The organism is Mycolicibacterium parafortuitum (assembly GCF_002086815.1).
GTDB classification, from domain to species: domain Bacteria; phylum Actinomycetota; class Actinomycetes; order Mycobacteriales; family Mycobacteriaceae; genus Mycobacterium; species Mycobacterium parafortuitum.
This window is the reverse complement of record NZ_MVID01000016.1, coordinates 19,738-42,162: the sequence shown is the minus strand read 5'-3', so window position 1 is coordinate 42,162 and position 22,425 is coordinate 19,738. Positions and strand designations below refer to the sequence as shown.

Here is a 22,425-nt window from a genome sequence, read left to right as displayed (position 1 = left end):
TTTCGCGAGAGTGCGCTCACGGTAGCGTCCACGCGGATTTCACGACCGTGAGGGCACTTTCGCGAGAGTGCGGGGCACGAGAAGCGGGTGCTATGCCAGGGACTGGACCCACGACCGGTGCAGCGCCGCGTAGTGGCCGCCCTCGCGAGTGATGAGCTCATCGGGAGGGCCGTCCTCGACGATGCGGCCGTGCTCGAGGACCAGCACCCGGTCGGCGATCTGCACGGTCGAGAGCCGATGGGCGATCACCACCGCGGTTCGGTCGGCCAGCACGGTCTCCAGCGCCCGCTGCACCAGACGCTCACTGGGGATGTCCAGTGACGACGTCGCCTCGTCCAGGATCAGCACCGCCGGGTCGGCGAGGAAGGCCCGCGCGAACGCGACGAGTTGCCGCTGGCCCGCCGACAGCCGTCCGCCCCGCTTGGCGACGTCGGTGTCATAGCCGTCGGGCAGTGATTCGATGAACGTGTACGCACCCACCGCCTCGGCGGCCGCGCGCACCTGCGCATCCGTGGCGTCGGGGCGGCCGAACCGGATGTTGTCGGCGATGGTGCCGCCGAACATGAAGTTCTCCTGCGTGACCATCACGACGTGACGGCGCAGTTCGGCCTGCGCGATGTCCTTCAGGTCGGTGCCGTCGAGGGTCACCGAGCCCGAGCCCGGGTCGTAGAACCGGGTGATCAGCTTGGCGATCGTGGTCTTGCCCGCACCGGTGGTGCCGACCAGCGCGACGGTCTGGCCCGCGGGGATCACCAGATCGAGTCCTGGGAGGACCGGCCTGCCGGGCACGTACTCGAATTCCACGTTGCGCAGCGCGATCTCGCCCCGCACGTCGGTGATGTCGGCCGGCTCGGCCGGATCACCGATGCCGGGTTTCTCGGCGAGCACACCCGCGAGCTTTTCCAGCGCCGAGGACGCGGACTGGAAGGTGTTGAAGAACTGCGAGATCTCCTGCATGGGCTCGAAGAACATCCGCAGATACAGCAGGAACGCCGCCAGCGTCCCGATCGTCATCTCCCCGTTGAGCACCCGGAATCCGCCGTAGAGCAACACGACTCCGGTGGTCAGGTTGCCGACCAGCTTCACCCCCGGCATGAACACCGCCAGCAGCTGGAAGGTGCGCTCGTTGATCACCCGGTAGCGATCGGCGACGTCTTCGAAGATCTCCTGATTGCGCGGTTCACGGCGGTAGGCCTGGACGGCCTTGATGCCCGTCATCGTCTCGACGAACTGGACGATCACCAACGCCGAGATCTCCCGGACCTCGCGGTAGATCTTCGACGACTCCCGGTGGAACCACCAGATCAGCAGCACCAGAACGGGAAACGCGGCCAGACACAGCAAGCCGAGCTTCGCGTCGAGCACCACCAACAGCACCGCGGTGCCCACCATCGTCAGCACCGCGGTGATCAGACTGTCGAAGCCCGTCTCCAGCATGTCCTGGATCGCTTCGACGTCGTTGGTGGACCGGCTGACCACCCGTCCGGACGTGTAGCGGTCGTGAAAGGCGATGTCCAGCCGGCCGAAATGCCGGAACACCCGCCGCCGCAGCTCCAGCAGGACCTTCTGCCCGATCCGGCCGGACCGGCGCAGGAAGTACATCCGGCCGCAGGCCTGCACGACGACGACCCCGCACAGCGCGGCGACGATCGTCATCAGCGTGGCCGCCGACCCGCCCGCCAGCAGCGGCGGGATGCCGTCGTCGATTCCCTTCTGCACCAGGATCGGAACCGACAACCGCGCGAGGTTCTCCACCACTACGACGACGGCGAGCACCACCAGCACCCAGCGGTACGGCCGCAGCAGCGAGCCGAGCAGCGCACGGGCCTCCCGCCGCCTGGGCACGGTCTCGTCGATCGGCAGGTCCGCACTCTCGTCGAACTTGCCGCGCCAGTCGGTGTCGGTCTGCTCTTCGCGCGAGCGCTCATCGGAACCACCACTCATGACCGGCGCTCCAGCATCTCTCGCTCCCGCACGTCGCCCTCGAGCACCTCGCGATCCAGCCGGGCGCGTTCTTCGTCGCTCTCCCAATCACATTCGCGCTCGCTGCCGTCGTCGAGCTCATCGTCGGCGGCCAGCAGATACCGGTATTCGGGGACCTCGGCGAGCAGCTGTGCATGGGTTCCGACGTGGGTGACGGTGCCGTTCTGCAGCAGCGCGACCCGGTCGGCCAGCAGCACCGTCGACGCGCGGTGGGCGACGACGATGCCGGTGACCTCGTGCAGAATGCGCCGCAGCGCCTCCTCGACAACCGCCTCGGTGTGCACGTCGAGCGCCGAGAGCGTGTCATCGAGCACCAGGATCCTGGGCTGGGCCAGGATCGCCCGGGCCAGCGAAAGCCGTTGGCGCTGACCGCCGGACAGGCTCATACCCTGCTCACCGATCCGGGTGTCCAGCCCGAACGGCAGGTCGTAGACGAACTGTGCGGCGGCGATCTCGACGGCCTGGCGCACCTCGTCGTCCGTCGCGTCCGGGCGGCCCAGCTTCAGGTTCTCCGCAACCGACATCGAGAACAGCGTGGGATCCTCGAATGCGGTGGCCACCGCCCGGCGCAGCGCGGACAGCGACAGCTCGCGGATGTCCTGGGCGTCGATGCGGATCTCACCCTCGGTGACGTCGTAGAGCCTCGACAACAACCCGACCAGTACGGACTTGCCCGAACCGGTCGCCCCGACCAACGCCAGCGTCTCCCCCGGTTCGACGGTGAAGCTCACGTGCCGCAGCACCCACGCGTCCGGGTCGCCGGATGGCGCCACGTCGTCGCTGTCGGGAAACTTGAACCCGACGTCGACGAGCTCCAGCCGCCCGCCCCGCGGGGTCTGGTCACGTGGGCCGTCGGTGATCTCCCGTGGCGCATCGAAGATCTCGGCGATCCGGTTGGCCGCGGTGAACGACTCCTGCGTCATCGACAGCAGGAAACCCAGCGACGCGATCGGCCACACCAGCGACAGCATCATCGTGATGAACGCGACCAGCGTGCCCATCGTGACCTGACCATGCCCGGCGGCGTACGCGCCGAATCCGAGCACCACGATCAGCGTCAGGTTCGGGATCACCTCCAGCAGCGTCCAGAACTTCGCCGACACCGACACGCGGGCGACCTGGGTGTCGTACAGATCGGTCAACTGCTCGTCGAACCGCTCGTAGACGTAGTCCTCCCGCCCGAACGACTTCACCACGCGCAGCCCGAGCGCGGACTCCTCGACATGGGTGGCGACGTGACCCGCCTGATCCTGCGCCAGCCGGGACAGCCGGGTGTACTCCTGCTGGAAGTGCAGAACCGTCAGGGTGATCGGCACGATCGAGATCAGCACGACCACCCCGAGCGGCCAGTACATCGCCAGCAGGATCGCGGTGACCACGGTGATCTGCAGGACGTTGAGCATCAGGAAGATCAGGCCGAACGACATGAAGCGCCGAATCGTGCTCAGGTCGTTCATGATCCGCGACAACAACTGACCGGACTGCCACCGGCCGTGGAACGACATCGGCAGGATCTGCAGCCGCGCGTAGAGCTGGTTGCGGATGTCGGCCTCGACACCCATCGTCGCGCGGGCGGCCAGCCAGCGCCGGATGAACCACAGCACGGCCTCGGTGATCCCGATCCCGACCGCCGCGGCGCCGAGGATCCACAGACCCTGCTCGTCCTGGAGGCGCACCGGACCGTCGATCACCGCCTTGGTCATCAACGGGATCGAGATCGTGGCGGCCAGGCTCGCCAGCGCGATCACGATCATCGCGATCCAGCGGCCGCGGTAGGGCAACAGGTACGGCAGCATCCGCCACAGATCCGAGCTGGGCTTCACCTCGGCCGGCGGCGGCCCGATCGCGGGCGTCGCGTGCAAGGTGTCGGTCCGGAAGTCAGCCACTTAGAACATCTTCCCATTGCGGGCAAGCGGTTAACTCCCCTGCCGACGACGCGCTCCCGGCGCAGAAACCCGCATGCGGGCCGTTGCGGCGGGCGGCGCGGCCGAACTGGGTGCGGTACAGATCGGCGTAGCGGCCGCCGCGCGCGAGCAGGTCGTCGTGGCTGCCCCGCTCGACGATGCGACCGTCCTCGACGACCAGGATCACGTCGGCAGCCCGCACGGTCGAGAGCCGGTGCGCGATCACCAGCGACGTCCGCCCGGCCAGCGCCTCGGCGAGGGCCTGCTGCACCGCGGCCTCGGACTCGGAGTCCAGCGATGCGGTCGCCTCGTCGAGGATCACCACCTGCGGGGCGGCCAACAGCACCCGCGCGATGGTGAGCCGCTGCCGCTGTCCACCGGAGAGGCGGTAGCCGCGCTCACCGACCACGGTGTCCAGCCCGTCGGGCATGGCCGCGACGACGTCGTCCAAACGGGCCCGCCGCAGCGCCTCCCAGATTTCGTCATCGGTCGCCCCCGGCGCCGCCAGCAGCAGGTTCGACCGGATCGACTCGTGGAACAGGTGCCCGTCCTGGGTGACCATGCCGACCGTCGCCTTCAACGACGCGAACGTCACGTCGCGGACGTCGGTGCCGTTGAGCCGGATGGCACCGGAGCCTGCCCGATCGGCCGGTCCGCCGTCCACGTCGTACAGCCGCGCCAGCAGCGCCGCGATCGTCGACTTCCCCGCCCCGGACGGCCCGACCAGCGCGACCATCTGGCCGGGTTCGGCGGTGAACGAGATGCCGTGCAGCACCTCCTCGCCGCCGCGGTCGTCGAGTTCGGCGACCTCCTCCAGCGAGGCGAGCGACACCCGGTCGGCGGCGGGATAGGAGAAGTGCACGTTATCGAATTCGACGGCAACTCCGTCCCCGTCCCGCGGCACCTCGACGGCGCCCGGCCGTTCCCGGATCAGCGGTACCAGGTCGAGGACCTCGAAGACCCGCTCGAAGCTGACGAGCGCCGTCGCGATCTCGACCCGCGCGTTGGCCAGCGCCGTCAGCGGCGCGTACAACCGGGTCAACAGCAGCGCCAGCGACACGATCGCGCCGGCCTGCAGCTGCCCGCCGATCGCCAGCGCGCCGCCCAGCCCGTACACCAGCGCCAGCGCCAGCGCGGACATCAACGTCAGCGAGTTCATGAACGTCGACTGCAGCATCGCGGTACGCACCCCGATGTCGCGCACCCGCCCGGCGCGCAGCCCGAACTCGCGGGACTCCGCGGCGGGATCCCCGAACAGTTTCACCAGTGTCGCGCCGGGCGCCGAGAAGCGCTCCGTCATCTGGGTGTTCATCGTCGCGTTGTGCGCGGCGGCCTCCCGGGACAGCCGCGCCATCGCCGAACCGATGCGCCGCGCCGGGATCAGGAACAGCGGAAGCACGGCGAGCGACGCGACGGTGATCTGCCACGAGATGCTCAGCATCACCGCCAGCGTCAACGTCAGCGTGACGAGGTTCGACACGACGCCGGACAGCGTGTCGGAGAACGCGCGTTGCGCACCCATCACGTCGTTGCCGAGCCGGCTGACCAGCGCGCCGGTGCGGGTGCGGGTGAAGAACGCGACCGGCATCCGCTGCACGTGGTCGAAGACGGCGGTGCGCAGATCCAGGATCAGACCCTCGCCGATCGTCGACGACAGCCACCGCGTCAGCAGTGCCACCGCGGCTTCGGCGACGGCGACCGCGGCGATGACCGCCGCGAGCAGCACGACAACGCGGGCGCTGCCGGCGCCCGTGATCTCGTCGACGACGCGGCCCGCCAGAAGCGGGGTCGCCACCGTCAGGACCGCACCCACCACGCTGACCGCGACGAACACCCGCAGCCGGCGGTGATGCCGCGCCGCGAACCGCCAGATGCGGCGCAGCAGCCGACGATCGGTCAGCGCGTGCAGGTCACCGGAGCGGGCATGGGTCTGCCGGTAGAGGCTCTGCCGGGCTACCGTTTCCAAGCTCATGTAATCACCGTAGAACCTCAACAAACATTGAGGTCAACGGCTTCCCGGCTGGTCAGGTGATCGCGGGCGGCGCTTTCTGTAATTCCCGTTCGGCGTCCTCCAACGCCTCCCGCGCCGCCCGCAACCGGGTGAGAAGGTCGTCGGTCTCGTGCTCTTCACGATCCCTGATCCGCGCCTCCTCCATCGCGTTGAGGACGATCCCGATGAACAGGTTGAAGATCAGAAAGCTCGCCAGCAGCACGTAACTGATGAAGTACACGATCGTCCAGTGCGACACCTGTTGGCCCATGGCGATGTTGTCGGGGAAGTTCTCCAGCGTCAACATCACGAACATCGTCAGCATCGCCTGCCCGACGTTGCCGAACGATTCGGGAGCATGGTCGGCGAACAACACCCACCCGACCATCCCGTAGATGAAGATCAACACGAACGTCGCCGAGGCCAGCGACGCCACCCCGGGCACACTCCTGCCCGCCGCCGACACCAGCAGCCGCAGATCGGGCAGGAACCGGACCAGGCGCACGATCCGCAGCAGCCGCACCATGCGCAGCAACATCGCGTTCTCCCGCAGCCCGGGCACGAACGCGACGGCGACCACCACGAAATCGAAGACGTTCCAGCCGTCCCTGACGAATTCCCGGGGGCTCCAGCGGCAGGCGGTCAACCGGATCAGCAACTCGACCACGTAGATCGCGAGGAACACGTTGTAGACGGCGTCGAAGATCGCCTCGTGGTCGGTCGCCAGATCCGCGTAGGTGCCCATCCCGAGCACGATCGCGTTCGCGACGATGACGGCGACGATCGCGAGCTCGAACGCGGGGTGCATGAGCAACGAACGGCAACGTCCCGCAATCGAATTCGGCGACGTGCCCGGGGACGGCTCGGGTGCCGTGACCCCGACGGCGTCCGCCGATTCGAGCCTCACCAGTCGGTTCTAGCAAACGTCGACGGCCGAAGTGGCACATTTGTCAATTACTCCGCCGCAATCCGCGGGCACCGCCTCCCACGAGGGCGTCGGTTCATCGGGCAAGATTGCGTCCATGGACAGTGGTTCGGGCTCACCCCGGGTTCTCGTGGTCGACGACGATCCCGACGTCCTCGCCTCGCTCGAGCGCGGCCTGCGACTGTCCGGCTTCGACGTGTTCACCGCCGTCGACGGTGCGGAGGCGCTGCGCAGCGCCACCGAAACCCGGCCGGACGCGATCGTCCTCGACATCAACATGCCCGTCCTCGACGGGGTGTCGGTGGTGACCGCGCTGCGGGCGATGGACAACGACGTACCGGTCTGCGTGCTCTCGGCGCGGTCGTCGGTCGACGACCGGGTCGCCGGGCTGGAGGCAGGCGCCGACGACTACCTGGTCAAACCGTTCGTGCTGGCCGAGCTGGTCGCGCGGGTCAAGGCGCTGCTGCGGCGGCGTGGGTCGACCGCGACGTTCTCGTCGGAGACCATCACCGTCGGCCCACTGGAGGTCGACATCCCGGGCCGGCGCGCCCGCGTCGACGGCGTCGACGTCGACCTGACCAAGCGGGAATTCGACCTGCTCGCGGTGCTCGCCGAGCACAAGACCGCGGTGCTCTCCCGCGCGCAGCTGCTCGAGCTGGTGTGGGGTTACGACTTCGCCGCCGACACCAACGTCGTCGACGTGTTCATCGGCTACCTGCGGCGCAAGCTGGAGGCCAACGGTGCGCCGCGGCTGCTGCACACGGTTCGCGGCGTGGGATTCGTCCTGCGGCAGCAGTAGGCCAGCCGCGTGGTCGCGCTGTCGCGGTTCTTCCGGCGCACCCCGTCGCTGCGGCAGCGGGTCGCGTTCACCAGCGCGATCGCCGGCGCGATCGTCGTCGTCATCGCCGGGGCGGTGGTGTGGTTCGGCATCACCGACGCGTGGAACGAACGGCTGGACCGTCGCCTCGACGAGGCCGCCGGCTTCGTCGTCCCGTTCCTGCCGCGCGGCCTCGACGAGATCCCGCCGTCGCCCAACGACCAGGACGTCGTGATCACGGTGCGCCGCGACGGCCAAACGGCCTCCAATTCGGCGGTGGTTCTCCCCGAACTCGAGGCGGGCTACGCCGACACCTACGTCGACGGGGTCCGGTACCGGGTGCGCACGGTGGCGCTCGCGGGACCGCAGCCGATGTCGGTGGCCGTCGGCGCCACCTACGACGCGACCATCGCCGACATCAACAACCTGCACCGTCGGGTGCTGATCATCTGCACGCTCGCGATCGGCGCCGCGGCCGTCAGCGGCTGGGTGCTGGCCGCGTTCGCGGTGCGCCCGTTCAAGCAGCTGGCCAGGCAGACCAGCGCGATCGACGCGGGCGATGAGGATCCCGACATCGACGTCCGCGGAGCCACCGAGGCCGTCGAGATCGCCGAGGCGATCAAGGGGCTGGTGCAGCGGGTGTGGCGGGAGCAGGACCGCACCAAGGCGGCGCTGACGTCGGCGCGCGACTTCGCGTCGGTGTCGGCGCACGAGTTGCGCACCCCGCTGACCGCGATGCGCACCAACCTTGAGGTGCTCGCGACGCTGGAACTCACCGAGGACGGCCGCAAGGAGGTGCTCGGCGACGTGATCCGGACCCAGTCGCGGATCGAGGCGACCCTCGGTGCGCTGGAGCGGCTGGCCCAGGGCGAGTTGTCCACCGAGGACGACCACGTCCCTGTCGACATCACCGAGCTGCTCGACCGCGCCGCGCACGACGCGATGCGCGTCTACCCCGACCTCGACGTGTCACTGGTGCCTGCACCGACGGTGATCATCGTCGGGCTGCCGACCGGATTGCGGCTGGCGGTGGACAACGCGATCGCCAACGCCGTCAAACACGGTGGTGCGACCCGGGTGCAACTGTCGGCGGTCAGCTCCAGAGACGGCGTCGAGATCGCGATCGACGACGACGGGATCGGTGTGCCCGAAGAGGAACGCCGCGTGGTGTTCGACAGATTCTCGCGCGGGTCGACGGCATCGCACTCCGGGTCCGGCCTCGGCCTGGCGCTGGTCGCCCAGCAGGCCGAATTGCACGGCGGCACAGCCTCGTTGGAGGCCAGCCCGCTCGGCGGCGCACGGCTGCTGCTGTGCCTGCCGCCGCCGAGCTAGCTTCCGCCGACACTGCGTTGCGGCAGAACTATCGCGAGTGCAGCCCTGCCGGAACGCGCTTTCGGCGGCGGGGCCCGGTCAGCGGGTGCCGAGCAGGTCGATCACGAAGATCAGCGTTTTTCCGGACAGCCGGTGCCCGCCGCCCGCGGGACCGTAGGCCTGCTCCGGCGGGATCGTCAGCTTCCGGCGACCGCCGACCTTCATCCCGGGGATGCCGTCCTGCCATCCCTGGATGAGTCCGCGCAGCGGGAACTCGATGGATTCGCCTCGGTTCCACGAGCTGTCGAACTCCTCGCCGGTGTCGTATTCGACGCCGACGTAGTGCACCTCGACGTTGGCACCCGGCACGGCTTCCGCACCGTCGCCGACGACGAGGTCTTCGATCACCAACTCGGTGGGTGCCGGGCCGTCGGGGAACTCGATCTCTGGTTTGGTAGCCATTCGCTCACCCTAGACCGCAGACGGGTACTGGAAAGCACTGCACACTGGGAGGGTGGCCAGTGACCAAGACATCCTGAAATACGTCAACGAGCTCGTCGCCGAGGAGCGTGAACTGCGCGACCGGTTACAGCATCGCGAGATCGACGTGAGCGAGGAACACACCCGGCTCAAATCGGTCGAGACGCAACTCGACCAGTGCTGGGATCTGCTGCGTCAGCGCCGTGCGCTGCGCGACAGCGGCGGCGATCCCGACAGCGCGTCGGTGCGGCCCGAGGACGAGGTCGAGGGCTACCTCAACTGAGGGCTACTGCGAACCGTCCGGCGGGCAGTTGACCGAGACCCACGCCGTCGGCGGCGCCGACGTGTCGATGCGGGTGACGGTGCACTGCGACAGCGGGATGTTCGACGGTTCCCCGGCGACCCAGTTGACCTCGACGTTGTAGCCGGCCTGGGTCAGCTGCCTGATCGTCACGCCCGGCGTCTCGTTTCCGGCCTGCGGCAGCGACGGCTGCGCGACCGCGAACGGTGCGAGCGCGACCGCGGTGATCAAGCCTGTGGCCGCCGCGGCGGCCGCCCATGTGCGCGCCATGGCGCTCCTCTCCGAGGGAACGGTTCTTCTCACCCTCACATATCACTCGCCGGTCGAGCCCGATGTCCCGGCTTTCGCCGATTCGCGGTCGGTGGCCGGCTTACCGGACGTTCGTCCGGCATCGTCGTCGCCACCGTCGGTGTCGTCGTCGGCGTCCTTCGTCACGGGCGCCGGCTCGGCCGCATCGCCGTCCTCGGCCGTATCGCTGCCCTCAGGGACGTCCTGCGCGTCGTCGGCGCCGTCGTCGTTGTGGGTACCGGCTGCCGCGTCGTCGCTGTCGTCCGATTCGGCCGAAGCTCCCGGCTGCCCCGAGATCCGTCCGGTCACACCGGAGGACGCCGGTGCCGCCCCGTCGGGCGCGGACGCCTCCGCGCGGTCGGTACCGCTGTCGGGTTCGTCACCGCTGTCGACCGGCTCTCGGTCCCGCACCTCATCGAGAGCCGCCGGCCCCGACGCCAATCCCGCGGTCTGAGTGGCCGGCACCGGAATCTCCGGAATCTTCTTGTCGACGAGTTTCAGAATCGCGTTGGCGGCCTGGATGATCTTGTTCAGTGACAACGTGATCGCCGCGCGCTGCCCGGTGAGGAGCTGGAACGGGATCGTCACGAACAGCGACGGCACCGCCAGCACCAGGTAACCCGCCGCGGTCATCGCATTGAGGAAATCCGCCGGGGTCAGCGCCGCGGCCGGGACCCGGTGGCCGCTGCGCGGGTCGACGACTTCGACACCGGTCTCCTGCACGAGGACGTACGGCTCCAATGCGGGTCGCGGAGCTCCGTCCACCGACACCGCGGGCACGGGTTCCACGACCACCTTCGGCGCTGGGCCGCCGCCGAGATCCGAGATGCCCGAGCCGGGGAACGGTGCGACCGTGAACTGGTCCCGCGGCGCGACGAGCGAGGCCAATGCCGGTACGACGTGCTCGGTGACGGCCTCTGCCGCCCTCGGCGCCACCTCGAACGTCACCGCCGGGACCACCAGGCACACCGCCGACACCGCGGCCACCGACGAGCGCCCCATCCTGTTGATCTTCATGCCAGTCCTCACGGGTGCGGTGGTGGTTCGACGGGCAGCGGCTTGTTCAGTGAGTCCAGTCCCCGTTGGCCGAGCAGCCCACCCTCCAGACCGCCCGCCCGATAAGTGTCGTAGAGCCGCTTCAGGAATTCCATCCCATTTGCATCGGCGAGTTCCTGACCGGGCGGGATACCGAAGAGCTCGCCCTGCCCCGGCGCCGACGGCACGAGATGCTGCGGCAGCAGATAGGTGTTGTTGAACGGGTTCAGGTTGATCGGTGCGACCGGCGCCTGGCCCGGTGGCGCGGGCGCGGCGTGCTGACCGAGCAGGAACTCGTTCGGGGTCTGCCCGGACAGGTCGGGCAGCGCGGGCAATCCGCCCGCGACCTGGGTGGGCGCATCACTCTGCGCCAGCGGGAACAGCGGTTCGGCAGGCGGCGGTGCCGGGACGGGCGACGGTGCGGGCGGCTGCGCACCCGCGGACGGGGCGAGCATCAGCCCGGCACCCAGCGTCCCGACAGCCACCACAGCACGCCAACGCATCTCAGACCGCCTTCGTGACGCCGTAGTAGGCGACGATGTCGTCGGCCGAGTCGGTGGAGCTGGTCAGCACCGCGTACGACCGCAGGAACGACTGCCCGACACAGCCGTCGATCTTGATCCGGACGTCCTTGACCGTGACCCGGGGGCGGGTGCCCTCGAACGATTTCTGGGTCAGCTGGACCGTGGTGACCTCCCCCGGTTGCGGGAACACCTCGATCTGCGCGGTCACCGGAAAGTCGACCGAGCTGGTGAGCGGGTGCAGTCGCGCCGTGATCCCCGCGGAGCCGTTGAGCTTGACCACGTTCAAGGTGATGCCACAACCGATCTGGTAACCGACCTCCAGGGTTCCGCCCGTCGTCGGGGTGCTGCCGTCACCGGACACACTGCCCTCGAACGTCGCGGCCACCAGGTACTCGCGCGAGGACAGCGCCGTGGTCAGCGGCGCGACCGCGACCTGGGTTTCGTCGCGAGCCGATACGGACAGCTCCCAGCCGTCCGGCGTCACGACCGTGCCGGGCGGACCCGACGGCACCGCGCCGGCGGGCGGCGGGGCGACGTCGGCCACCGATTGCACGTCCGGGTCGGCGGGCTGCGCGGACGCGACCGGTATCGGGGCCCAGAGCAGACCCGCCGCCACCAGCGTGCCCCACCTCCGTGCCGTCCTCACGTCAGACCACCTTGATCTGGCCGGCGTACGTGACGATGTCCGAGGTGTCCGTGGTGTTCACGGTCAGCGTCGCGTACGACTGGATGAACGACTGACCGACGCACCCGTCGGTCTTGATCCGGAACCCGGTGACCGTCACCCGGGCGTCGGAGCCTTTGAACTGTTTCTCCCCCACCGGAACCAAGGTCACGGTGCCGGGCCGCAGGTTGATTTTGATCTGGTTGTTGAACGGGACGATCACCTCGCCCAGCACCGCGTCGATACCGAATCGCGGGGTCGCGCCGGTGGTGGCGAACACCTCGACCGGACCACCGACGATGCCGCAGCCGATCCGGTAGCCGACGACCAGCGAACCGCCGCTCAGCGTGGTCGCACCCGCCCCGGCCACCGTCGCGGTGAACGTTCCGCCGACGACGTACTCACGCGACGTCAGCGCCGTGGTCAACGGTGCCACCGCGACCTGGGTCTCGTCTTTGGCTCCGACCGTCAATTCCCAGCCGTCCGGGGTCTTCAGATAGCCCGACGGCGCGGAGGCGACGACGTCGGGTGACAGCGGCAGGGACTCGGAGACCGGCGCCACGGGATCCGGCGGCGGCACCGGCTGGGCCGCCGCCGGTGGGGTCACCCCCAGCGCCGCGACCAGCATCGAGCAGGTCGCCGCAACGGCCCGAAAACGCATGCAGGAGTGCCTTCCCCAGAATCGACATCGCTAGAATGATCGAGCCCCAGGGTTTCTCGACAGCAAACGCCCGGGGACTGTACGGAGTGACTTTAATGCACGCGGCGTTGCCGGTCAGGGCTTCGGCTCGCAAACACGAGCGAAACGCCCGGCCCACACCGCATCTGGGGAGGTTCGACATCACGCCGACGGTGCGCATCCTGGCCGCGAGCACGATGGCGTGCGTCGTGGCGCTGACCTGCGTTCCCGTCGGGGCAGCCCAGCCCGCAACGGCACCCTCGGCACCCGACGAGCCGATACCGCCCGAGCCGGTCGACGCCGCGCCGGAGGCCGTCGCCGCGTGCCGGCAGTTCGCCCGGGCGCTCGACACCGCCGCGCTGAGCTACGGCGAGTTCGCCAACGTGCTCGCGATCGGAGAGAAGAACCCCGACTATCTCGACCCGATCGTCGCGGAGAACAACTCCTACGGGCGCGCGGGGTTGCGCGAGGCCGCGTCTCTCGCATTGGACGCATCGCGGGTGCCGGGGCTGCAGCCCGAGGTCGCCGCGCCGATGCGGACGTGGTCGATGGGGGCGGTGAAGCTGCTGCTGTTGATGGGTCTGCGTGCCGACGTCGACCGGTTCAACAACGCCGCAACCGAATTGAACAGCCACACCGAAGCCGCACAGATGGCCTGCGCACGGGCGGGCACGAAAGCGTGACACTGGAGTCGATGGAGACCTCGCACTGGGACGCCGTCATCGTCGGAGGCGGCCACAACGGGCTGGTCGCGGCCGGCTATCTGGCCCAGGCAGGCCGGCGCGTCCTGGTGCTCGAACGCCTCGATCAGGTCGGCGGTGCTGCGGTGTCGGCGCATCCGTTCGACGGCGTCGACGCGCGGCTGTCCCGCTACTCGTATCTGGTCAGTCTGCTGCCGCGGCGCATCGTCGACGACCTCGGCGCCCAGGTCCACCTGGCCCGCCGGCGATATTCGTCCTACACCCCCGACCCCGCCACCGGCGGGCGCACCGGCCTGCTGGTCGGGCCGTCCTCGACGTTCGGTGCCGTCGGCGCCGCCGACGACGAGGCCGGGTTCACCGAGTTCTACCGGCGCTGCGCAACCGTCACCGCACGGGTGTGGCCGACGTTGACCGAGCCCTTGCGGACGCGTTCCCAATTGCGCAGCGCGGTGGTGGCCGACGGCGGACCGGAGGCGCAGCGGGCGTGGCACGAGGTGATCGATCAGCCCGTCGGCGACGCCATCACCGCGGCGGTGTCCAGCGACCTGGTCCGCGGCGTGATGGCGACCGACGCGCTGATCGGCACATTCGCCGGGCTCGACGACGACACGCTGATCCAGAACCGGTGCTTCCTCTACCACCTGATCGGCGGCGGCACGGGCGACTGGGACGTGCCGATCGGCGGCATGGGCGCGGTCACCGGCGCCCTGGTCGCGGCCGCCGCGCGGTTCGGTGCGCAGATCCGCACCGGCGCAGACGTTTACGCGATCACCCCGGACGGCGAGGTGAGTTACCGCGACGGCGACGGCGACCAGCGCGTCGCTGCGGACCGGGTGCTGGCGAACGTCACCCCGGCCGTACTGGCGCGGCTGCTCGGCGAGGACGAACCCGACATCGCACCGGGATCACAGATCAAGGTGAACCTGATGCTGCGGCGCCTGCCCCGGCTGCGTGACGAAAGTGTCACCGCGGAACAGGCTTTCGGCGGCACATTCCACATCAACGAGAACTACAGCCAGCTCGCGAGCGCGTACCGGCAGGCGGTCGGCGGATCGGTGCCCGACCCCCTGCCGTGCGAGATCTACTGCCACTCCCTGGCCGACCCGTCCATCCTGTCGCCGACCCTGCGCGACAGCGGGGCACACACCCTGACGGTGTTCGGCCTGCACACCCCGCACACGCTGACGGCAGGCACGCCGCCCGACCAGATTCGCCGCAACCTGACCGCCGCGGTGCTGGACTCGCTGAATTCTGTTCTGGATGAACCCATTCAGGACGTGATACTGACCGATGCGGCCGGCCGGCCGTGCCTGGAAGCCAAGACGACGGCCGATCTGCAGGACGCGCTGGGAATGACCGGGGGCAACATCTTCCACGGCGCGCTGGACTGGCCCTTCGCCGAGGACGACGAACCGCTGCAGACACCCGCTCAACGCTGGGGCGTCGCCACCGCGCACGAACGGGTGCTGTTGTGCGGCTCGGGTTCTCGCCGTGGCGGTGCGGTGTCGGGGATCGGCGGGCACAATGCGGCGATGGCCGTGCTGGGCCGCTAGTCCTTCATCCCGTCGAGGAGCCGCCGCAGAGTGGCGAGGTCGTCGGGCGCCAGTGCGGCCACCCCGGCCGGCGCCGGGTCGTGGACCGCGTCGATCTCGCGGACCATCGCGCGGCCGGCGTCGGTCAGCGACACCGTCTTGCAGCGGCGGTTCGACGGATCGACCCGCCGCACCACCAGTCCGCGGTCTTCGAGATCGTTGACCGCGACGGTGGCCGCCGGCGCGTCCACCGTCGCCGCGGCCGCGATCTGCTTGACCGTCATCGGTTTACGGCTCAGCCGCATCAGGATCCGCACCCTGCTGAACGGCAGTCCCGTACGTTCGACCACCGCCTTCTTCCAGCTGTCGCGGTGATCGTGGACGAATGCGGCCAGATCCCGCCAGACTTCGTCGGCCAGGGACTCACCGGACATGGACACCTCCGACCGGAGTTCCGGCGACCAGCGGCGCGAGCCGCTCGGCCGAACGCTGCGCGCGCTGCGACGTCGAGAACAGCCCGAGCGCGAGGATCAACAGGCCCAGTCCGACGCACATGAACCACAACGGCCGTGCCGCGGCCGCGAAGTCGGTGGCGACGCCGGCCATCGCGGACCCGGCCACCGAACCGCACAGCGCCACCCCGATGCTGACACCGACCTGGCGACTGGTCGACGTCACCGCCGACGCGGCCCCCGCCCGGTCGAGCGGCATCCCGCTGACGGCGGCGTTCGTGATCGGCGCATTGACCATCGAGAACCCGATGCCGAACACGGCGAACACCACCAGCAGCCACCACACCGGCGTCGTCGCGGTCAGGAACGTCAACATCACCGCCGCCGAGGTGATCATCAGGCCCGCGGTGACCAGGGACGGGCGGGCGCCGTAGCGCCCGACCAGACGTCCCGACAGCGGCGAGAAGACCAGCGCGCCGATCGCGATCGGCAGGTAGATCAGGCCGGTGTGCATCGCGGAGAAGCCCCGCTCACCCTGCAGGTACAGCGACATCATGAACAGGAACGCGCCCCAAGCGGCGAATGCGCTGATCGCGTTGACGGTCGCGGTGGTGAACGGGATGGACCGGAAGAACCGCAGGTCCAGGAACGGGTCGTGGCGCCGGGACTCGTAGCGCAGGAACGCCACCAGCGCGATCGCGGCCGCAGCGGCGATGCCGAGCACTCGCGGGTTGGTCCAGCCCAGCGCCGGGCCTTCGATGAGGGTGAAGACAATGCCGAACAGGAACAGCACGCCCAGCGCCTGCCCGATCGGGTCGACATTGCGCATCGTCGCGGATTTCGATTCGGGGACGAACACCGCGGTCAGGATGATCGCGGCGGCGCAGATCGGCAGGTTGATCCAGAACACCGACCGCCAGCCGACGGTCTCGATGAGCAGACCGCCGACGATCGGGCCCGCCGCCATCGAGATGCCGGTGACGCCACCCCAGATGCCCAGCGCGCGCGCCCGCTCCACCGGCTTGCTGAATATCTGCGAGATGATGGACAGCGCAACGGGATTCAGCATCGAGCCGCCGACACCCTGCAGGAAGCGGGCGCCGATCAGCGTGTCGATGGTCGGCGCCAGGCTGCAGGCGAGGGAGCCGAGCGCGAAGATCGTGAGCCCGATCTGGAACACCCGCCGTCTGCCGAACCGGTCCCCCGTCGCCCCGGACAGCATCAGCAGCGACGCGAGCACCAACGTGTAGATGTCGACGACCCACTGCATCTGGGCCGACGACGCCGACAGGTCGGTGCGGATCGACGGGATCGCGACGTTGACGATGGTGGCGTCCATCGACACGATGAGCAGGCTCAGGCAGCAGGAGACCAGGATGACGGCCTTGCGCCTGGGTGTCATCGCACCGACGGTTGTATTCACACAACTATTGTGGAACTACAACTGAACCGCGGGCAAGTGACCGTGGTGTGACGTTCGCCGGGCGCGAGCGGGCGTCGCGTGCCGGGGTACGGGCTACGAGCGGGTGTCGATGCCGGCGTAGTCGCGTTCGGTGTAGCCGGTGTAGATCTGGCGCGGGCGACCGATCTTGTTCGGTTCGCCGTGCATCTCGCGCCAGTGCGCGATCCAGCCCGGCAGCCGGCCGAGCGCGAACAGCACCGTGAACATCCGGGTCGGGAAGCCCATCGCCCGGTAGATCACGCCGGTGTAGTAGTCGACGTTCGGGTAGAGCTTGCGCTCGACGAAGAAGTCGTCGGTCAGCGCGATCTCCTCCAGCGACTTCGCGATGTCGAGCAGCTCGTCCTTCACGCCGATCTTGCCGAGGATCTTGTCGGCCTGCTCCTTGACGATGCGCGCCCGCGGGTCGTAGTTCTTGTACACGCGGTGACCGAAGCCCATCAGCTTCACGCCGTCCTCGCGGTTCTTGACCTTCTTGACGAAGGTCTCGACATCGCCACCGGAGAGCCGGATCTTCTCCAGCATCTCCAGCACCGCCTGGTTGGCGCCGCCGTGCAGCGGGCCCCACAGCGCGTTGATGCCGCCGGAGATCGACGTGAACAGGTTGGCCTGCGACGAGCCGACCAGCCGCACCGTGGACGTCGAGCAGTTCTGCTCGTGATCGGCGTGCAGGATGAACAGCATGTCCAGCGCGCGGACGATCTCGGGGTCGACCTCGTAGGGCTCGGCCGGGAAGCCGAACGTCATCCGCAGGAAGTTCTCCACCAGCGTCAGCGAGTTGTCCGGGTACAGGAACGGCTGCCCCTCGGACTTCTTGTACGCATACGCCGCGATGGTCGGCAGCTTCGCCAGCAGCCGGATGGTCGACAGCTCGACCTGCTGCGGGTTGAACGGGTCCAGCGAATCCTGGTAGTAGGCGCTCAGCGCGTTGACCGTGCTGGAGAGCACCGGCATCGGATGCGCGTCGCGCGGGAAACCGTCGAAGAACCGCTTGAGATCCTCGTGCAGCAGGGTGTGCCGCTGGATCCGGGTGGTGAAATCCTCCAGCTGCTCGGCCGTCGGCAGCTCGCCGTAGATCAACAGGTAGCTGACCTCGATGAAGGTCGACTTCTCCGCCAACTGCTCGATCGGGTAGCCGCGGTAGCGCAGGATGCCGGCATCACCGTCGATGTAGGTGATGGCGCTCTTGGTCGACGCCGTGTTGACGAACCCGCCGTCGAACGTCGTATAGCCGCTCTTGGCCAGTAGCGAACCGAGCGCGATGCCGTCTGCGCCTTCGGATGCTTTGACGATGTCGAGTTCGAGTTCGCCGCCGGGGTAGACCAGCTTGGCGTGCTCCTGCCCGGCTTCGGCGTTATCGGCCACTGGGATCCCTTCAGGTCTGTCGGGTGTGTCGCTCAAGTCGCGGAGTCTGCACTACAGAAGGTAGTCCCATTCCACGACTCGTGCCCTACGGGGGGCGGGTACGACGTCAGACGGGCTGTCTAATACCCACGATTTCGCCCGCGAACTCGCGGTAGGTCTCCTCGAACGCCGCGACGAGGGTATCTATGTCGATCCCGGTCTCGGCCCTGGCCGCCAGATCGGTCGTCGCGGTGATCAGCACCGCACCCCAGACGGCGGCCATCAATCTGACCCGGCGGTCGTCGACGGTGGTGGACATCCGCTCAGCCATCACCTTGTCGACGTCGGTCGCCCGGTATTCGAGTACCACCTGCCGCAGAGTGGCCGACGTCGTCACGATCCGCAGGATCTGCAACAGCCGATCCGAGGTCAGGTCGCCGTCGGCGGCCAGCACGGTGTTGCGGGCCATCGCGACGTACGCGCGCCGCAACGCCTCGAAGTTCGTGATCTCGCGCGGCTGCCGGGCAAGTTCGACGGCTGCGACGTCGAGCACCTCGTCGATGAGCGCGAGCGCGATCGCGTCCTTGGTGGCGAAGTAGCGGCTGAAAGTCCGCGGCGACACGTCGGCGATGGCCGCGATCTGGTCGACGGTGGTCGCGTCGAAGCCCTGCCGGACGCAGAGCCCGACCGCGGCGTCGATCAGGGTGGCGCGGGTGCGACGCTTCTTGCGTTCCCGCAAGCCGAGGATCGGCTCCCCCCTGGACTCAGCCACGGTCGGATGCTATCCCGCACACAGCCGCCCCCGAGGGGTATTTGTCACCTCACGCCAATTGGCCTCACCCGGCGTTGGTCGCCCGCCCGGGCGCTCCCGCTCCCCTCAGGGCTGAAGGCGTTCCACTCAGGGTTGCAGCCGTTCAACGGAGCCGTCGCGCACCCGGATCCGGTTGTGCACCCGGTTCTCCCGGCCCTGCCAGAACTCCACCACCTCGGGCGCGATCAGATAGCCGCCCCAATGCGGGGGCACCGGGACCTCGTCGACACCGGCGAAGCGTTCGGTGACCTCGGCCAGTTGGCGCATCAACGCGTCGCGGGACCCGATCGGCCGACTCTGCTGCGACGCCCACGCCCCCAGCTGCGATCCGCGCGGCCGCTTGCGCCAGTAGTCGGCCGTCTCCTCGGGGGTGACCTTGGTGACCGGGCCGCGCACGTGCACCTGCCGACCGAGCGGGTACCACGGGAACGTCGCCGACGCGTACGGGTGCACGGCCAACTGCTGACCCTTGTCGGAGTCGTAGTTGGTGTAGAACGAGATCCCCGACTCGTCGACGCTCTTGCACAGCACCGTCCGGGTGACCGGTCTGCCTTCGGCGTCGACGGTGCCGACGACCATCGCGTTGGGTTCGGCGACCCCGGCCTCACCGGCTTCGGTCATCCACTTCTCCAGCAGTGCGACCCAGCCGATTCCGAGCCAGTCGGCGTCGAGATCCCCGCTGCCGTCCTTCTCCGCCGACCCGTATTCGACGCGCATCCGCGCCAGGTGATCAGAAGTGCCCACGCGACAAACGCTACGCCCGTGGTGCTGGCAGGTCGGCTCGCCGACGCGGGTGCGACAATCTGCGCATGACGACTACGGTGCCGAAGGACTTCAACCCGGGTTTGGCGGGCGTTGTGGCGTTCGAGACCGAGATCGCCGAACCGGACAAGGACGGCGGCGCGCTGCGCTACCGCGGCGTCGACATCGAGGACCTGGTCGCGCATCGGGTCACGTTCGGTGACGTGTGGGCGCTGCTGGTCGACGGGAAGTTCGGCCGGAGTCTGCCGCCTGCCGAGCCGTTCCCGCTGCCGATCCACAGCGGCGACGTCCGGGTCGATGTGCAGGCCGGCCTGGCGATGCTGGCCCCGATCTGGGGCTACCCGCCGCTGCTGGACATCGACGACGAGACCGCGCGCGATCAGCTGGCCCGGGCATCGGTGATGGCGCTGTCCTACGTCGCGCAGTCGGCCCGCGGTATCTATCAGCCCGCGGTGCCGCAGCGTCGCGTCGACGAATGCGACACCGTCACAGCCCGTTTCATGACCCGCTGGCAGGGTGAGCCCGATCCGCGGCACGTCGAGGCGATCGACGCGTACTGGGTCAGCGCCGCCGAGCACGGCATGAATGCCTCCACCTTCACCGCCCGGGTGATCGCGTCGACCGGCGCCGACGTCGCCGCGGCGCTGTCCGGGGCGATCGGCGCGATGAGCGGCCCGCTGCACGGCGGCGCCCCGGCGCGGGTGATCCCGATGATCGAGGAGGCCGAGCGCACCGGCGACGCCCGTGCGGTGGTCAAGGGGATCCTGGACCGCAACGAGAAACTGATGGGCTTCGGGCACCGCGTCTACCGCGCCGAGGATCCGCGGGCGCGGGTGCTGCGCGCGACGGCGCAGCGACTTCAGGCGCCGCGCTACGAGGTGGCCGCGGCACTGGAGCAGGCCGCGCTCGCCGAGCTGCGGGAGCGCAGGCCCGACCGGGCGATCGAGACCAACGTCGAGTTCTGGGCGGCGGTGATCCTCGACTTCGCGCAGGTTCCGCCGAAGATGATGCCGGCGATGTTCACCTGTGGCCGCACCGCGGGCTGGTGCGCGCACATCCTCGAGCAGAAGCGGCTGGGCAAGCTGGTCCGGCCGTCGGCGATCTACGTCGGCCCCGATCCGCGCAGCCCCGAGTCGGTCGAGGGCTGGGACACACTCGCCGGGCAATGACGGCGATGCCGGCGCGTGACGTGTTCGCCTCGGCGGCACACGGTTTCGCGGCGTTGGTGCGCCAGATCCCGGCTGCCCGCTGGGACGATGCCGGCCTCGGCGAATGGAGCGTGCGCGACCTCGTCGGCCACACCTCCCGTTCCCTGGTCACGGTGAGCACCTACCTGCGGGCCCCGGCATCGCGCAAGGACGTCGCCGACGCCGTCGGCTACTACGTCTGGGTGCGGGACTACATGGCGAGTGCCGACGCCGCGGCCATCGTCGAGCGGGGCAGGCAGGCGGCGCGCGACCTCGGGGCCGATCCTGTCGCGACCATCGATGCGCTGGTGACAAAGGTGCTGGGAGAGCTCGACGCCGTCGACGGCGACCCGCTGATCGAGGTGATCGGCGGGCAGGGCATCCGGTTGAGCAGCTACCTTCCGACACGCACGTTCGAGTTGGCGGTGCACGGTCTGGACATCGCCAGGGCCGTAGGGCTCGACGTGACCCCACCCGTCGATGTGCTCGCCGACGCCGCGGCGCTGGCCGCGCGGATCGGCGTCGCGCTCGGTACCGGGCCGACGCTGCTGCTCGCACTGACCGGCCGTACCGGCCTGCCCGCCGGGTTCTCCGTGGTCTGAGGATCGTGGTGGGGGCCGCGATGAGTTTTCCGGCGGGCGCGGGTCTGCACTGGCGTCCCACCCCTACCCGGTCAGGAGAATTCCGATGGCGGTTCCCGCTGAAGCCAACACGCCCATGCTCGTCCCGCACCTCGTCGTCGGCGACGCCGCGGCGGCACTCGACTTCTACGCCAAGGCGTTCGGCGCGGTCGAGATGGCGCGGCTGCCCGGGCCCGAGGGCAAGATCATGCACGCGGCGTTCCAGATCAACGGCGCGATGGTCTTCCTCAACGACGACTTCCCCGAGTTCTGCGACGGCCGCTCGAGCACACCGGTCGCTCTCGGTGGCTCCTCGGTGACCATCCACCTGCACGGACCCGATGTGGAAGGGCGCTTCCAGCGGGCCCTGGATGCCGGCGCCACCGTGGTGAACCCGCTGGAGGACCAGTTCTGGGGCGACCGTTACGGCGTGCTGCGGGATCCGTTCGGCCACCAGTGGTCGCTGGCCGAGACCGTGCGCGAGGTCGACATGAACGAGGTGGTCGCCCAGATGGCCGAGAGCGGCCAGATGTCGTGACCCGGGAGGTTGTCGACGGCGTGCCTGCTTGCCACAGCGATCACGGTATTCGGCCTGCTCGGCCGTGAGACTCTGAGAGATGGGCCGGACAACTCTGCCCGGCTGATGCGGTGAGCAC

23 protein-coding genes are annotated in these 22,425 nt (G+C 69.0%); 8 read left to right on the top strand and 15 right to left on the bottom strand.

Annotated features, from left to right (window positions below; all coding sequences use genetic code 11):
- Positions 1-90 precede the first annotated feature (90 nt).
- From BST38_RS17260 to BST38_RS17245, 4 genes are read right to left on the bottom strand one after another with little or no spacing between them, the layout of a single operon-like run.
- The gene (locus BST38_RS17260) at positions 91-1,944 is read right to left on the bottom strand and encodes an ABC transporter ATP-binding protein (protein WP_083144577.1); all 1,854 of its coding nucleotides are present in this window, start codon (positions 1,942-1,944) and stop codon (positions 91-93) included.
- Positions 1,941-3,869 carry an ABC transporter ATP-binding protein gene (locus BST38_RS17255; RefSeq protein WP_083144576.1) on the bottom strand — a complete coding sequence of 643 codons (1,929 nt, stop codon included), beginning with the start codon at positions 3,867-3,869 and terminating at the stop codon, positions 1,941-1,943. The genes BST38_RS17260 and BST38_RS17255 overlap by 4 nt, the downstream gene beginning before the upstream one ends.
- Positions 3,862-5,859 (bottom strand): ABC transporter ATP-binding protein, encoded by a 1,998-nt coding sequence (locus tag BST38_RS17250; protein WP_083144575.1) that lies wholly within the window; start codon positions 5,857-5,859, stop codon positions 3,862-3,864. Before BST38_RS17250 ends, BST38_RS17255 begins: the two co-directional genes overlap by 8 nt.
- A gap of 52 nt (positions 5,860-5,911) precedes the next feature.
- Positions 5,912-6,784, bottom strand: a complete 873-nt coding sequence (locus BST38_RS17245) for an ion transporter (RefSeq protein WP_083144574.1) — start codon at positions 6,782-6,784, stop codon at positions 5,912-5,914.
- A 115-nt stretch (positions 6,785-6,899) separates the two neighbouring features.
- On the opposite strand from BST38_RS17245, the gene prrA reads away from it, so the two are divergent.
- Both prrA and BST38_RS17235 read left to right on the top strand, forming a co-directional pair.
- A complete protein-coding gene (gene prrA / locus BST38_RS17240) occupies positions 6,900-7,601 on the top strand; it encodes a two-component system response regulator PrrA (RefSeq protein ID WP_083144573.1) in 702 nt (233 codons plus the stop codon).
- A 9-nt stretch (positions 7,602-7,610) separates the two neighbouring features.
- Positions 7,611-8,951, top strand: a complete 1,341-nt coding sequence (locus tag BST38_RS17235; RefSeq protein WP_083144572.1) for a HAMP domain-containing sensor histidine kinase — start codon at positions 7,611-7,613, stop codon at positions 8,949-8,951.
- Positions 8,952-9,029: 78 nt separating this feature from the next.
- Here the strand turns inward: BST38_RS17235 and BST38_RS17230 are convergent, their stop codons facing one another.
- Positions 9,030-9,392, bottom strand: a complete 363-nt coding sequence (locus tag BST38_RS17230) for an FKBP-type peptidyl-prolyl cis-trans isomerase (protein WP_083144571.1) — start codon at positions 9,390-9,392, stop codon at positions 9,030-9,032.
- 52 nt (positions 9,393-9,444) lie between these two features.
- Here BST38_RS17230 and BST38_RS17225 point away from each other — a divergent pair, with 52 nt between their 5' ends.
- Positions 9,445-9,693: a DUF2630 family protein gene (locus BST38_RS17225; protein ID WP_083144570.1), complete on the top strand. Its 249-nt coding sequence runs from the start codon at positions 9,445-9,447 to the stop codon at positions 9,691-9,693.
- A gap of 3 nt (positions 9,694-9,696) precedes the next feature.
- Here the strand turns inward: BST38_RS17225 and BST38_RS17220 are convergent, their stop codons facing one another.
- From BST38_RS17220 to BST38_RS17200, 5 genes are read right to left on the bottom strand one after another with little or no spacing between them, the layout of a single operon-like run.
- Complete coding sequence (locus tag BST38_RS17220; RefSeq protein WP_083144569.1) at positions 9,697-9,981, bottom strand: hypothetical protein; 285 nt, start codon at positions 9,979-9,981, stop codon at positions 9,697-9,699.
- Between the two features lie 42 nt (positions 9,982-10,023).
- Entirely contained in the window at positions 10,024-11,016 is a 993-nt protein-coding gene (locus tag BST38_RS17215) for a hypothetical protein (protein ID WP_083144568.1), read from the bottom strand.
- An 8-nt stretch (positions 11,017-11,024) separates the two neighbouring features.
- The gene (locus tag BST38_RS17210; RefSeq protein ID WP_083144567.1) at positions 11,025-11,537 is read right to left on the bottom strand and encodes a hypothetical protein; all 513 of its coding nucleotides are present in this window, start codon (positions 11,535-11,537) and stop codon (positions 11,025-11,027) included.
- 1 nt (position 11,538) lies between these two features.
- Positions 11,539-12,204 (bottom strand): MspA family porin, encoded by a 666-nt coding sequence (locus tag BST38_RS17205; RefSeq protein ID WP_110781778.1) that lies wholly within the window; start codon positions 12,202-12,204, stop codon positions 11,539-11,541.
- Between the two features lies 1 nt (position 12,205).
- Positions 12,206-12,883 (bottom strand): MspA family porin, encoded by a 678-nt coding sequence (locus BST38_RS17200; RefSeq protein ID WP_083144565.1) that lies wholly within the window; start codon positions 12,881-12,883, stop codon positions 12,206-12,208.
- Between the two features lie 95 nt (positions 12,884-12,978).
- Between BST38_RS17200 and BST38_RS17195 the strand changes: the two genes are divergently transcribed.
- Positions 12,979-13,584, top strand: a complete 606-nt coding sequence (locus BST38_RS17195; protein ID WP_237160825.1) for an Rv2240c family protein — start codon at positions 12,979-12,981, stop codon at positions 13,582-13,584.
- A gap of 11 nt (positions 13,585-13,595) precedes the next feature.
- Complete coding sequence (locus tag BST38_RS17190; protein ID WP_083144670.1) at positions 13,596-15,155, top strand: phytoene desaturase family protein; 1,560 nt, start codon at positions 13,596-13,598, stop codon at positions 15,153-15,155.
- On the opposite strand, the gene BST38_RS17185 is transcribed toward BST38_RS17190, so the two are convergent.
- From BST38_RS17185 to pdxH, 5 genes are all read right to left on the bottom strand, one after another.
- Positions 15,152-15,568, bottom strand: a complete 417-nt coding sequence (locus BST38_RS17185) for a MarR family winged helix-turn-helix transcriptional regulator (RefSeq protein ID WP_083144564.1) — start codon at positions 15,566-15,568, stop codon at positions 15,152-15,154. The two genes, BST38_RS17190 and BST38_RS17185, sit on opposite strands and share 4 nt — an antisense overlap.
- Positions 15,558-16,988, bottom strand: coding sequence for an MFS transporter (locus BST38_RS17180; RefSeq protein WP_083144563.1), 1,431 nt, complete (start codon positions 16,986-16,988; stop codon positions 15,558-15,560). Before BST38_RS17180 ends, BST38_RS17185 begins: the two co-directional genes overlap by 11 nt.
- A gap of 114 nt (positions 16,989-17,102) precedes the next feature.
- A complete protein-coding gene (locus BST38_RS17175; protein ID WP_083144562.1) occupies positions 17,103-18,410 on the bottom strand; it encodes a citrate synthase in 1,308 nt (435 codons plus the stop codon).
- Between the two features lie 106 nt (positions 18,411-18,516).
- Complete coding sequence (locus BST38_RS17170) at positions 18,517-19,161, bottom strand: TetR family transcriptional regulator (RefSeq protein WP_083144561.1); 645 nt, start codon at positions 19,159-19,161, stop codon at positions 18,517-18,519.
- Between the two features lie 126 nt (positions 19,162-19,287).
- Positions 19,288-19,944: a pyridoxamine 5'-phosphate oxidase gene (pdxH, locus tag BST38_RS17165; protein ID WP_272818852.1), complete on the bottom strand. Its 657-nt coding sequence runs from the start codon at positions 19,942-19,944 to the stop codon at positions 19,288-19,290.
- Positions 19,945-20,009: 65 nt separating this feature from the next.
- Between pdxH and BST38_RS17160 the strand changes: the two genes are divergently transcribed.
- The 3 genes from BST38_RS17160 (at position 20,010) to BST38_RS17150 (ending at position 22,307) form a co-directional block, all read left to right on the top strand.
- On the top strand, positions 20,010-21,131 hold the full coding sequence (locus BST38_RS17160) for a citrate synthase 2 (protein ID WP_083144559.1): 1,122 nt from the start codon (positions 20,010-20,012) through the stop codon (positions 21,129-21,131).
- Positions 21,128-21,751 (top strand): maleylpyruvate isomerase family mycothiol-dependent enzyme, encoded by a 624-nt coding sequence (locus tag BST38_RS17155; RefSeq protein ID WP_083144558.1) that lies wholly within the window; start codon positions 21,128-21,130, stop codon positions 21,749-21,751. The genes BST38_RS17160 and BST38_RS17155 overlap by 4 nt, the downstream gene beginning before the upstream one ends.
- Positions 21,752-21,836: 85 nt before the next feature.
- Positions 21,837-22,307, top strand: a complete 471-nt coding sequence (locus BST38_RS17150; RefSeq protein ID WP_083144557.1) for a VOC family protein — start codon at positions 21,837-21,839, stop codon at positions 22,305-22,307.
- Positions 22,308-22,425: the final 118 nt, after the last annotated feature.